Source organism: Arthrobacter sp. 147(2020), assembly GCF_013116715.1.
In the GTDB taxonomy this organism is placed as follows: Bacteria; Actinomycetota; Actinomycetes; order Actinomycetales; family Micrococcaceae; genus Arthrobacter_D.
This window is the reverse complement of record NZ_JABFOM010000023.1, coordinates 49,472-61,328: the sequence shown is the minus strand read 5'-3', so window position 1 is coordinate 61,328 and position 11,857 is coordinate 49,472. Positions and strand designations below refer to the sequence as shown.

Sequence of the window (11,857 nt, the reverse complement as noted above, 5' to 3'; positions counted from 1 at the left end):
GTGCCGCCCACCCTGTTCGCCACCCTCCGCCCGTATCAACAGGACGGCTTCAACTGGCTCGCGTTCCTCTACCAGCACGGGCTCGGCGGGGTGCTCGGGGATGACATGGGGCTCGGCAAGACCCTGCAGACCCTTGCGCTGCTCACCCATGCGAAAGAGCAGGGCGAGTCGAAGCCCTTCCTCGTCGTCGCACCCACCTCGGTGGTCCCGAACTGGGTTTCGGAGGCGCACCGCTTCGCCCCCGGCCTCGCGGTCACCTCAGTTGCGGACACCCAGGCGAAAAGCGGCATCGACCTGGCGAAGGTGACGGCCGGGGCCGACGTCGTCGTCACCTCCTACACGCTGTTCCGGCTGGACTTCGACAAATACCAGGCGCAGGAATGGGCGGGGTTGATCCTTGACGAGGCCCAGTTTGTGAAGAACCGGACCGCTAAGGTGCACCTGTGCGCCAAGGAGTTCTCCGCCCCGTTCAAACTGGCGATCACCGGCACCCCGATGGAGAACAACCTGATGGAACTGTGGTCGCTGTTCTCGATCACAGCCCCGGGCCTGTTCCCTTCGGCCCGCCGCTTCACCGAGGACTATCGGAACCCGATCGAGAAGTCGGGCAACACCGAGCGGCTCGCGCGCCTGCGGCGCAGGATCCGGCCGCTGCTGATGAGGCGCACCAAGGAGGCGGTCGCCTCCGACCTGCCCCCAAAGCAGGAGCAGGTCCTGGAGGTGGAACTGCATGCGAAGCACCGGAAGATCTACCAGACCCATCTGCAGCGCGAACGGCAGAAACTGCTGGGCCTGATCGAGGACCTGGACCGCAACCGGATGATCGTCTTCAGGTCGCTGACCCTGCTGCGGATGCTCAGCCTCGACGCGTCCCTGGTGGACCAGGCGTACGACGGCGTCCCCTCAGCGAAGCTCGATGTCCTGTTCGAACAGCTCGAGGACGTGGTGGCGGAGGGCCACCGGGCGCTGGTCTTCAGCCAGTTCACTTCCTTCCTGAAGAAGGCTGCGGAGCGGCTGGACGCGCAGGGCATACCCTACAGCTACCTTGACGGGTCCACCCTGCGCCGCGGCGACGTGATCAATAAGTTCAAGGACGGTGAGGCACCCGTCTTCCTGATCAGCCTCAAGGCTGGCGGGTTTGGCCTGAACCTCACCGAGGCTGACTACGTGTTCCTGTTGGATCCCTGGTGGAACCCGGCCACGGAGGCGCAGGCCGTCGACCGCACCCACCGGATCGGCCAGACCCGCAACGTCATGGTCTACCGGATGGTGGCGTCGGGGACCATCGAGGAGAAGGTGATGAAGCTCAAGGACCAGAAGGCCAAACTCTTCAGTTCAGTGATGGACGACGACGCCGTCTTCAGCTCTGCGCTGACCGCCGACGACATCAGGGGGCTGCTGGAGGGCTAGAGTCAAGGGGGTGAGTCAACAATTAGTGAACGACCTGCCCGCAACCTCCCCCCTGACCGGTTTCGTCCAGGTGCGTGGTGCCCGGGAGAACAACCTTCGCAACGTAAGCGTGGACGTCCCCCGCGACGCCATCGTCGCGTTCACCGGCGTTTCCGGCTCAGGAAAATCCTCGCTTGCCTTCGGCACCATCTACGCCGAAGCCCAACGCCGCTACTTCGAGTCGGTAGCCCCCTACGCGCGGCGACTGATCCAGCAGGGGTCCAACCCACGGGTCGACGAAATTACCGGACTGCCGCCCGCCGTCGCGCTGCAGCAGCGCCGCGGCACCCCCAGTTCCCGGTCGACGGTGGGCACCGTCACCACCCTCTCCAACTCCGTGCGGATGCTGTTCTCCCGAGCCGGCACCTATCCTGAGGGCGCCGAGTCCCTGGACTCTGACTCCTTCTCCCCCAACACCGCCGCCGGAGCATGCCCGCAGTGCCATGGGCTGGGGATCGCCCACACTGTCAGCGAGGAATCCCTGGTCCCGGATCCGTCACTGACGATCCGCGAGGGCGCCATCGCCGCGTGGCCCGGAGCCTGGCAGGGCAAGAATCTGCGCGACGTCGTAAGTGAACTCGGCCACGACCTCGACACCCCCTGGAACCAGCTTCCGAAGGAATCCCGCGACTGGATCCTGTTCACCGAGGAACAACCGGTGGTGGAGGTCACCCCGCAGCGGGACCGGGTCGCAAAACCCTACAAAGGCCGGTTCTGGAGCGCGAAGAGTTATGTGCTCCACACCCTCGCCGACTCCTCCAGCCAGTCGATGCGCGAGCGCGTCCTGCAGTTCATGCACAGCGGCCCGTGCCCCTTGTGCGGGGGCAGCGGACTGAAGCAGGCAGCCCTGGCGGTCACCTTCGCCGGCTACACCATCGCTGAACTGACGAATGTGCCACTCGCCGAGCTGGCAACCATCGTCGAGCCCACCGCCACCCTGCAGCACGCAGGATCCAGCTCCCGCGCCCTGAGTTCCGGGGAAACCACCGAGGTGGCGGTCACCCTGACCAAGGACCTCTACCAGCGCGTCGGCGTGCTGCTGGATCTGGGCTTGGGCTACCTGAGCCTGCGCCGTCCCACTCCCACCCTGTCCCCGGGGGAGATGCAGCGTCTGCGTATTGCCACCCAGCTGCGGTCAGGCCTCTTCGGCGTCATCTACGTCCTCGATGAGCCGTCGGCAGGCCTGCATCCCGCCGACGCCGAACCGCTGCTCGAGGTCCTGCAGCAACTGAAGTCCTCCGGTAATTCGGTGTTCGTGGTGGAACATGACATGGACGTGGTCCGCAGCGCCGACTGGGTGGTCGATGTTGGTCCCAAGGCCGGCGAGGCCGGCGGGTCGGTCCTCTACAGCGGCGCCGTGCCAGGCCTCGCTGACGTTGAGGAGTCGGTCACCCGGCCGTTCCTCTTCCCCGAGCAGGCTCCCCCGTCAGCGGACGCCGCGCTGCGGGAACCGGAGCGCTGGCTGACAATGAACAACATCAGCCGCCACAACCTGCGCGGCCTCGACGCCACGATCCCCCTGAATGTGCTGACCGCCGTCACTGGTGTCTCCGGCTCCGGCAAGTCGACGCTCGTCTCCCAAGTGCTCGCCGACGTCGTCGGTGATTACCTGCGCGCCGGCGTTCCGGCGGAGGACACCGACGACGACGGCAGCGACCGCGACTGCGCACCGGGTGACCACATGACGGTGGGCCATGTGGAGGGCCTCGACCTGATCGACCGGTTGGTCCGCGTGGATCAGCGTCCGATCGGCCGGACCCCCCGCTCCAACCTGGCCACCTACACGGGCCTGTTCGACGCCGTCCGGAAGCTGTACGCAGGGACGGATGAGGCCAGGGCACGCGGCTACGGCGCAGGACGGTTCTCGTTCAACGTGACCGGCGGCCGCTGCGAGACATGCCTGGGCGAGGGGTTCGTCTCCGTTGAGCTCCTGTTCCTGCCCGGCAGTTACGGGCCCTGCCCTACCTGCGACGGGTCACGCTACAACCCCGAGACCCTCGAAATCACCTACCGGGACCGGACCATCGCCGAGGTCCTCGGGCTCACCGTCGATGCTGCCGCCGAGTTCCTCGCCGACGTCCCCGCCGCGGCGCGCAGCCTGACCACCCTCCGGCAGGTGGGGCTCGGCTATCTGCGGCTCGGCCAGCCAGCCACCGAACTGTCCGGCGGCGAGGCGCAGCGGATCAAGCTCGCCACCGAGCTGCAGCGTGCCCGCCGCGGGCACACCCTGTACGTGCTCGACGAGCCCACCACGGGGCTTCACCCCTCCGATGTGCAGCTGCTGTTGGCCCAGCTGAACAACCTGGTGGACGCCGGCAACACCGTGGTCGTCGTCGAACACGATATGGCGGTGATCGCCGCGGCCGACTGGGTGATCGATCTGGGGCCCTCGGGCGGCGACGAGGGCGGCCGGATCGTTGCGGCCGGGACGCCGTCGACGGTTGCGGACACTCCTGAAAGCCGGACCGCACCCTACCTCGCCCGGCGGTTGGCGACCGCAAGGTAGTGCCGTTGGCGACGCCGGCCCGACGGGTTAGCGGCGCTGGCCGCTGTAACTCTTTTTCCCGGCGGCGCTGGCTGTCGCGCCGATGTGGTTCCCGCGGCTTTGGTCCACCACGGGACCGGTCCCAGCGATTTCGCGGATCTGTTCGATGCCAGCGATGGCCTGCGGTTTGGTTGCATAGTAAGTGGAAACGGCGACCAGTGCTCCGTCGCCAGCCATCAGTTTGATCCGGTATCCACCGTCGTGCGCATCCACTATTTTGAAGTAGCCTGACACTTTCTTACCTCCTTGTAAGGAATGTCTTTACGGGTACCTTCATATTAGGAGCCCCCGCCCCGGGTGGATATGGTTCACGCGCATTTTCCCGCCCCAGTTCAGGGTCTTTCGTCCTATGCTGGCTGCTCTACCGGCGGTAAAATAAGAGGGCTGGCACGGGCAACGATCCCGCGCCAACGGCCCTGTAAAAGCTCGGCGAATGGTTCCAAATTGTTTGAGGTTGTTTTCTCGTTTTGAGGGAGGGGAGATGACTACCGCATCGCACCATGATGCACGTGACTTTCACGTAACCCGCGAGCTGGTTCGAACGGGCTCGATGGGATTGGGCGTAGTCTTTCTGCTTTTGGGCGTCCTGGCCTTCGTGCCGGGACTGACGACACAATACGGTTCGCTGGCCTTCGCCAGCGGGTCCGAGGCGCTGCTCTTCGGCGTCTTTCAGGTGTCCATCCTGCTCAACATCGTCTATCTGATTGTCGGAGCAGCCGGGATCATTATGAGCAGGGACAGCCGTGGCTCCCGCAATTTCCTGCTGGGAAGCGGCGCATTGTTCCTGATCATGTGGATCTACGGTGTGGTCATCGACCTCGGGTCGACGGCCAACTTCCTGTCGTTCAACGCGGCAGGCAACTGGCTTCATCTGATCCTCGCGCTGGTCGCTGGGGGCATCGCCCTCACGCACATGGCGCGGACTCGTGGAGGTAGCCAATCAACCCACACCTAATCAGCGGCTTACGGCCCAGATCATAAAAGGTGCCTTGAGCCGACTCTCGTCGGTTCAAGGCACCTTGTGTGTGCAACTGCCTCAACTCCGGATGCAACGTGCATGCAACGTTGGTGCAACCCGGATCGCGATACGGTCGCCATGGGCCCCGTCACCGACGACAGGGCTGTTCGGAAACGGAAGGGAAGCTCATGCCTGGAAACAAAGCCGTTGCTTACAAAGGACCCGGGAAAGTGGAGGTCATCGACATCGACTATCCCACCTTCGAGCTCAAGGATGGGCCTGGGGTGAATCCGGCCAATGTGGGCCGTCAGGTGCACCACGGCGTCATCCTCAAGACTGTTACGACGAATATCTGTGGCTCCGACCAACACATGGTGCGGGGCCGCACCACTGCCCCCTCCGATCTGGTGCTCGGCCACGAGATCACCGGCGAGGTGGTCGAGGTGGGCCGCGACGTCGAATTCATCAAGAAGGGCGACATCTGTTCGGTGCCCTTCAACATCGCCTGTGGGCGCTGCCGGAACTGTAAGGAACGCAAGACCGGTATCTGCCTGAACGTGAACCCTGACCGTCCAGGGAGTGCCTACGGGTACGTGGATATGGGTGGCTGGGTCGGTGGACAGGCCGAGTACGTCCTGGTTCCCTACGCCGACTGGAACCTGCTGAAGTTCCCGGACCGGGATCAGGCCCTGGAGAAGATCCTGGACCTGACCATGCTCTCGGACATCTTCCCCACCGGCTTCCATGGTGCGGTCACCTCCGGCGTAGGTGTCGGATCCACCGTGTACGTTGCGGGTGCTGGCCCGGTCGGCCTGGCTGCCGCCGTGTCGGCTCAGCTGCTCGGCGCGGCCGTCGTCATCGTCGGCGACCTGAACGAGGAGCGGCTGGCCCAGGCCCGCAGCTTCGGCTGCGAGACGGTCGACGTGTCGAAGGGTGATCCGAAGGACCAGATCGAGCAGCTGCTCGGCGTTCCGGAAGTGGACTGCGGTGTTGACGCCGTGGGCTTCGAGGCCCGCGGCCATGGTGACGGAGCCGCGCAAGAAGCACCGGCCACGGTGCTGAACTCACTGATGAGCATCACCGCGGCCGGCGGCGCGCTGGGCATTCCAGGCTTGTACGTGACGGGTGACCCGGGTGCTGTGGACGACGCCGCGAAGGTTGGTTCCCTGTCCCTCAGCCTCGGTACCGGCTGGGCCAAGTCGTTGTCCTTCACCACCGGCCAGTGCCCGGTGATGAAATACAACCGGGGCCTGATGATGGCGATCCTGCACGACAAGGTGCAGATCGCCAAGGCCGTCAACGCCAAGGCGATCAGCCTGACCGACGCACCCCGCGGCTACCAGGAATTCGACGCCGGGGCAGCCACGAAGTACGTGCTCGACCCGCACGGCTACGTCGCCGCGTAGCTGACATTGTGCGGTCCGCGGGCGCCACCAGGGTGCCCGCGGTCTGCCAGTGCGGTTCGCTGGCGCGGCCCGCCGGAGGGCCTCAGGCGAACAGGGGGCTGCCCCGGTATGGACTCAGTGCTCGCTTCTGCTCCTCGCTGAGCCGGAGTAGGCTGCCTCCGTTTGTGTCGACAAAGGCGAGGATTGTTTCGGCCTTCACACAGATCGCTGCCGTCGCGGGGTCGTGGATCCGGTAGGCGAGGGTGAAACTGGCGGGCTTCACTGCGCTCACCCACACATCGATGCGCACTGGAACATTCCGGTAATCGAGGGTGTCAACAAACTTCACTCGATGCTCGACGACGAGGGCCTGGGTGCCTGGTTTCACCGAGGAGAACACTGCAACAGGCGGTTGCTCCCCCTCCGCTCCAGTCCCGCCGGGCGGACCAAAAGCGTGGATTCTCGCTTCCTCCAGCAGGCGCAAAACCTGTACATTGTTTATGTGCCCATAGGCGTCCATATCGGACCACCGCATCGGTACCCTGCAGGTCAGTATTTGACCAGCCAAAACCATCCGATTTCCCCTCGTTCGTCAAGCGCCGACACGTCTCGATTTGGCAACGATTGATTTCTGTTCTACCGTAGACGATAACCCGCTCAGGGAAACCCTCCGTTGTTAGGTCTTGCGAGACCTCTGCGGTAAATGCCCGGTGCTGCCACTCCACCCGACGTTGCTCGTCCGGCAGACACCAAAGACCTGACCACTAAACCAGTCGAGGCGAGCAGCGGCGCAAAAATGTCCGGGGACGGAACTAGCGTTGGTGGCCTTTCGGAGCATCTGACCCATGAAGAACCAGAAGATCAGTACAACCGCGCGCCGCGGCGTCGCAGTCATCGCCCTTGCAGGCCTCGGCCTCGGAGCATCGGCCGGAGTTGCCAACGCAGCCCCCGCCAGCACCTGGGACGCCCTCGCTCAGTGCGAGAGTGGCGGCAACTGGGGCATCAACACCGGAAACGGCTTCTCCGGCGGCCTGCAGTTCACCCCTTCCACCTGGGCCGCTTTCGGCGGACAGGGCGCCCCCCAGAACGCCAGCCGGGAACAGCAGATCGCTGTAGCAGAGAACGTGCTGCAGGGTCAGGGCTGGGGCGCATGGCCAGCATGCTCGGCCAAGCTCGGCCTGAGTGGTGGCGCCAACCCATCAGCCCAGCCAATGCAGCAGGCACCTGTTGTCCAGGCACCGGTTCAGGCGCAGGCACAGCAGATCCAGCCTCAGGTTGTCCAGGCACCTGTCGTCCAGGCACCAGTAGCCCAGGCGCCCGTGGCCCAGGCTCCAGTGGCCCAGGCTCCAGTAGCCCAGGCTCCCGTTGCACAGGCACCCGTAGCAGCTCCCGCACTCAGCGGCGACACCTACACGATCCAGTCCGGCGACACCCTCAGCACCATCGCCGAGAAGCTTGGCGTCGTTGGCGGCTGGCAGGCACTGTACGAAGCCAACTCCAGCACCATCATCCACGCTGACCTCATCTTCACCGGTGACGTCCTGCAGCTCCCGGCCAAGTAGCCCCAGGCTGTAACCGGCTTTCACCAGCCGGACTGATAAACGACGACGGCGACCGTCCGGGATTTCCCGGACGGTCGCCGTCGTCGTTGTGCTGTGGTCGTGCTGGAAAGGGTCAGGCAAGCCCTGCACGTCGCAAGGCCTCGGCCATGGCGGAGTTCGCGGGCGGAGCAGGGGTCCGGGCTGCCGGAGTCTTCCCAGCTGCCGGCTTCCCGCCAGACCGGGTCTGGTCCTTGCGGGGTTGGTCGTTGCGCTGACCGGACCGGGGCTGGTCCTTGCGGGGTTGGCGTTGCCCACCACCGGAGGCTGGGGTGGGGTCGTCGTCGAGCCGCAAGGTCAGCGCGATCCGTTTGCGTTCTGGATCTGCCTCGAGCACCTTCACCTTGACCACCTGTCCGGACTTAACCACCTCGTGAGGGTCGCTGATGAAACGGTTCGACATGGCCGAGATATGGACCAGACCGTCCTGGTGGACTCCCACGTCCACAAACGCCCCAAACGCGGCCACGTTGGTCACCACACCGTCCAGGGTCATCCCCGGACGCAGGTCGGAGATCTTCTCGATACCCTCCGAGAAGGAAGCGGTGACAAACTCGGGCCGGGGATCCCTGCCGGGCTTTTCCAGTTCCGCCACAATGTCTTTAAGGGTCGGCAGCCCGAAGCTGTCGTCAACGAATTCCTGCAGGTCCACGTCGCGCAGTGACGCACCGCCCGCGCTCAGGATGCGGCGGGCCACCCCATAGGCCTCCGGGTGGACACTTGACGCGTCCAACGGCTCGGAGCCACCGGAGACCCGCAGGAAGCCAGCGCACTGCTCGAACGCCTTGGCTCCCAGCCGTGGCACCTTCAACAGATCGGCCCGGCGGGCGAAGCGCCCGTTCGCGTTCCGGTGTGCCACGATGTTCTCGCTCAGCAGCGGGCCCACTCCGGCCACGCGGCTGAGGAGCGAGGGTGACGCCGTGTTCACGTCGACGCCGACGGCGTTCACGCAGTCCTCGATCACCGCGTTCAGCGACCGTTCCAGATAGGCCGCCGTGACGTCGTGCTGGTACTGGCCCACCCCGATCGACTTCGGGTCAATCTTCACCAGCTCGGCCAGTGGATCCTGCAAGCGGCGGGCGATGGAGACGGCCCCGCGGAGGGACACGTCGAGATCAGGGAGTTCGGCCGAGGCAAGCGCGGACGCAGAATATACCGAGGCTCCGGCCTCCGAGACCACCAGCTTCTGCAATGCGCGCTCCGGAAGCCGCTTGATCAGTTCGGTGGCGAGCTTGTCGGTCTCCCGCGACGCGGTTCCGTTCCCGATCGCGATCAGTTCCACGTCATGCGTGGTGATGAGGGCGACAAGGGTTGCCAGGGCGGCGTCCCATTTCCTGGCGGGCGCATGCGGGTAAACGGTCTCCGTGGCGACCGCCTGGCCAGTGCCGTCGACCACTGCCACCTTGACGCCGGTGCGCAGTCCGGGGTCCAGTCCGAGGGTGGTTCTGCCGCCCGCCGGGGCGGCGAGGAGGACGTCCCGGAGGTTGGCGGCAAAGACCCGCACCGCCTCCGCCTCGGCGGCAGCAAATAGCCGGACCCGGAGATCGAGGGAGAGCTTGGCCAGGATGCGCCGCCAGGCCTGCCCGACGGTCTGGGTCAGCCACGGGTCGGCGGCCCGGCCGGAGGCCGCAATACCCAGGACCGCTGCCACCGAGTTCTCATACGTCGCACGGATCTTGCCGAATTCGGTGGCATCTGCGGGGTCGGCTTCCGCGATGGCCAGTTCCAATACACCTTCCTTCTCGCCGCGGAACAGCGCCAGGACACGGTGGGAGGGCATGGTGGCGGGCACCTGGGCGAACTGGAAGTAGTCGGCGAACTTCTGTCCGTCCACCTCCTTGCCCGCGCGCACCTTCGACCGCAACTGACCCTGCTTCCACAGTTTCTCCCGTGCCGAGGTCAGGAGGTCAGCGTCCTGGCCAGCGCGTTCGATCAGGATTGAGCGCGCCCCCGCGAGCGCCTCCTCGGCATCGGGCACCGCCTCGCCCACGTAACGGGCCGCCTCGGTAGTCGGATCCAGCGACGGATCCGCCACCAGCGCATCAGCCAGCGGTTCCAATCCGGCTTCCCGGGCGATCTGCGCCTTGGTACGCCGTTTCGTTTTGAACGGCAGGTAGATGTCCTCCAGCCGCGATTTGGTGTCGGCCCCGGCGATGGCCGCCCGCAGTTCGTCGGTGAGCTTCCCCTGGGCCTCGATCGACTCGGTCACAGCCCGACGGCGGTCGCGCAGCTCGCGGAGGTACCCGAGCCGTTCGTCGAGGGTCCTGAGCTGGGCGTCGTCGAGGGATCCGGTGGCCTCCTTGCGGTACCGGGCGACGAACGGCACTGTCGAGCCGCCGTCGAGCAGGTCCACCGCGGCTTTCACCTGCCACGGTTGGACACCGAGTTCGGCGGCGAGTTGGTCAAAGATGGCAGCGTCGGAAGTCAGAGATAACACGTAGGCTATTCTCGCTTACCGCGGGTGGGAGGTTCCACCCGCGGTCCATTCACACCTGCGGGCTCTCCACCCGTTCCGGGCAGCGCGACCCAGTTGAATCCGGGGTGAGGCGACCACGATCGACCTCGACTGCTGCAAGGTTGCGAATCAGGAGGATCAGCCAGGCAAAGATCAGGAAAGCGGCGATAAGTTCCACGACGGTCAGGTTGTAGTAGGCCAAGGGGAAATACAGCACGACGGCGACGGCGATGATCGCAAGGAACACGAAACCAAGTGATCCGAACGTCACTGTGAGCTCCGGCACCAGCTTGCGGATGTTGAAGACGAGGACGCCAAAGACGACAAGCATTCCGGACGCGACGATCACATGGATTACATACTGCTGATGTACGGGGAACAAACCGACGCAGGCGAGGAGGACCCCGAGGAGGGCGATCCCCAGCTGCAACGACCGAACCCGTCGCCCCGCGGGCGGCGGGAGGGAGCTGGCTGTCACCTCTTGGTCTTTGGTCGCAAGGCTGGAGAGGCTGGTCATGACAACCCCGCCAACGATCAAGGTAGCGTTGAACGCGACTCCCGAAAGGTTGGTGCCGGTTCCCAAGGCACTGAGATTTTCTATCCACCAGTTCGGGTCCGCCGCGGTCAGCATGCTCGTGAGGATGCCGCTGGCCAGGAACACAGCGAGGAGAGCGGCCAACCGGTAGGCCGTCATACCGCTCCCGGAGAGGAAGGCGAAGTAGGCGCTTAAAGCTGCGGTTGCGCCCACCAGCGCTGCGCCAGCCAGTGGGTACAGTTCCGCTCCAAGGAAGGCCCGTTGAAAGACCGAGAACAAGCCCAGCCAGAGCAGGAAGGCAAGGAAGGCAACGGCGAGCGCAACCGCCCCCACGTCCAGGGCTGCCCTGATCCGTCCACCACTTCTGGGGGACCCGGCGTCCTGTGCGTGGCCAGACATGACCTGGCCAGCGATATAGGCTCCCGCTCCCAGGAGTGCCGCACCAAGGGCTGCTACTTCTCCGGCGGATTGACGGCCAGCCAACGGAACATCGTTCCAGCCGAAAACCACCAGGCTGACGCATCCCAAGAGGATGAAGGCAAGGGCACCGACCACCACTGCCCGGGATTCGATGGTGATTGCACGGTCGCTCACGGGGCGTTCCTCTCCTGGGATGCCGTGCTGCTAACCGGCGAGGACCCGCGCCTTCTGGGCGGCGAACTCCTCCTCGGTCAGGATGCCCTGGGCCTTGAGCGCCGCGAGTTCCTTGAGCTGCTGGATCGGATCGGCGGCCGCCGGGGCCCGCGGTGGCGCCGGTGGGGCTGGCGGTGCAGCAAATTGTTGATCGTAGGCCCGCTGGCGTTCCGAGATGATCGCTGCGTCACGCTCAGCGAACCGCTCGGCCTGACGCCGTTGTACCCGGCCGCTGACGGCCGTGGCGGTTCCCGAGATGACAGCAGTTCTGGCGATTCCACGGAGTAAACCCATGGTGG

The 11,857-nt window shown here is 65.2% G+C and carries 10 protein-coding genes; 5 read left to right on the top strand and 5 right to left on the bottom strand.

What is annotated here, in order from left to right; translation table 11 throughout:
- Nucleotides 1–1,410 (top strand): DEAD/DEAH box helicase (locus HMI58_RS13800; protein WP_171620546.1); only part of this gene is annotated, 1,410 nt, incomplete at its 5' end.
- Nucleotides 1,411–1,420: 10 nt separating this feature from the next.
- Entirely contained in the window at nucleotides 1,421–3,955 is a 2,535-nt protein-coding gene (uvrA, locus tag HMI58_RS13795; protein ID WP_171620544.1) for an excinuclease ABC subunit UvrA, read from the top strand.
- 27 nt (nucleotides 3,956–3,982) lie between these two features.
- Here the strand turns inward: uvrA and HMI58_RS13790 are convergent, their stop codons facing one another.
- Nucleotides 3,983–4,228, bottom strand: a complete 246-nt coding sequence (locus HMI58_RS13790) for a DUF1508 domain-containing protein (protein WP_171586734.1) — start codon at nucleotides 4,226–4,228, stop codon at nucleotides 3,983–3,985.
- A gap of 247 nt (nucleotides 4,229–4,475) precedes the next feature.
- Here HMI58_RS13790 and HMI58_RS13785 point away from each other — a divergent pair, with 247 nt between their 5' ends.
- Together HMI58_RS13785 and fdhA are read left to right on the top strand one after the other, a co-directional pair.
- Nucleotides 4,476–4,949: a DUF4383 domain-containing protein gene (locus tag HMI58_RS13785; RefSeq protein WP_171620542.1), complete on the top strand. Its 474-nt coding sequence runs from the start codon at nucleotides 4,476–4,478 to the stop codon at nucleotides 4,947–4,949.
- A gap of 191 nt (nucleotides 4,950–5,140) precedes the next feature.
- A complete protein-coding gene (fdhA, locus tag HMI58_RS13780; protein ID WP_171620540.1) occupies nucleotides 5,141–6,358 on the top strand; it encodes a formaldehyde dehydrogenase, glutathione-independent in 1,218 nt (405 codons plus the stop codon).
- An 82-nt stretch (nucleotides 6,359–6,440) separates the two neighbouring features.
- On the opposite strand, the gene HMI58_RS13775 is transcribed toward fdhA, so the two are convergent.
- Nucleotides 6,441–6,857, bottom strand: a complete 417-nt coding sequence (locus HMI58_RS13775) for an acyl-CoA thioesterase (protein ID WP_345890625.1) — start codon at nucleotides 6,855–6,857, stop codon at nucleotides 6,441–6,443.
- Between the two features lie 325 nt (nucleotides 6,858–7,182).
- On the opposite strand from HMI58_RS13775, the gene HMI58_RS13770 reads away from it, so the two are divergent.
- On the top strand, nucleotides 7,183–7,899 hold the full coding sequence (locus HMI58_RS13770; protein ID WP_171620537.1) for a transglycosylase family protein: 717 nt from the start codon (nucleotides 7,183–7,185) through the stop codon (nucleotides 7,897–7,899).
- A gap of 112 nt (nucleotides 7,900–8,011) precedes the next feature.
- On the opposite strand, the gene HMI58_RS13765 is transcribed toward HMI58_RS13770, so the two are convergent.
- From HMI58_RS13765 to HMI58_RS13755, 3 genes are read right to left on the bottom strand one after another with little or no spacing between them, the layout of a single operon-like run.
- Entirely contained in the window at nucleotides 8,012–10,381 is a 2,370-nt protein-coding gene (locus tag HMI58_RS13765; RefSeq protein WP_171620560.1) for a Tex family protein, read from the bottom strand.
- Between the two features lie 40 nt (nucleotides 10,382–10,421).
- Nucleotides 10,422–11,519 carry a hypothetical protein gene (locus HMI58_RS13760; protein ID WP_171620535.1) on the bottom strand — a complete coding sequence of 366 codons (1,098 nt, stop codon included), beginning with the start codon at nucleotides 11,517–11,519 and terminating at the stop codon, nucleotides 10,422–10,424.
- Nucleotides 11,520–11,549: 30 nt separating this feature from the next.
- Nucleotides 11,550–11,852 (bottom strand): SHOCT domain-containing protein, encoded by a 303-nt coding sequence (locus HMI58_RS13755; RefSeq protein WP_171620533.1) that lies wholly within the window; start codon nucleotides 11,850–11,852, stop codon nucleotides 11,550–11,552.
- Nucleotides 11,853–11,857: the final 5 nt, after the last annotated feature.

Bases quoted from the DNA above. Each gene is read 5' to 3' on its own strand.
- fdhA (WP_171620540.1), top strand. From the start codon at position 5,141: ATGCCTGGAAACAAAGCCGTTGCTTACAAAGGACCCGGGAAAGTGGAG.
- HMI58_RS13770 (WP_171620537.1), top strand. From the start codon at position 7,183: ATGAAGAACCAGAAGATCAGTACAACCGCGCGCCGCGGCGTCGCAGTC.
- HMI58_RS13785 (WP_171620542.1), top strand. From the start codon at position 4,476: ATGACTACCGCATCGCACCATGATGCACGTGACTTTCACGTAACCCGC.
- HMI58_RS13775 (WP_345890625.1), bottom strand. From the start codon at position 6,857: ATGGACGCCTATGGGCACATAAACAATGTACAGGTTTTGCGCCTGCTG.
- HMI58_RS13755 (WP_171620533.1), bottom strand. From the start codon at position 11,852: ATGGGTTTACTCCGTGGAATCGCCAGAACTGCTGTCATCTCGGGAACC.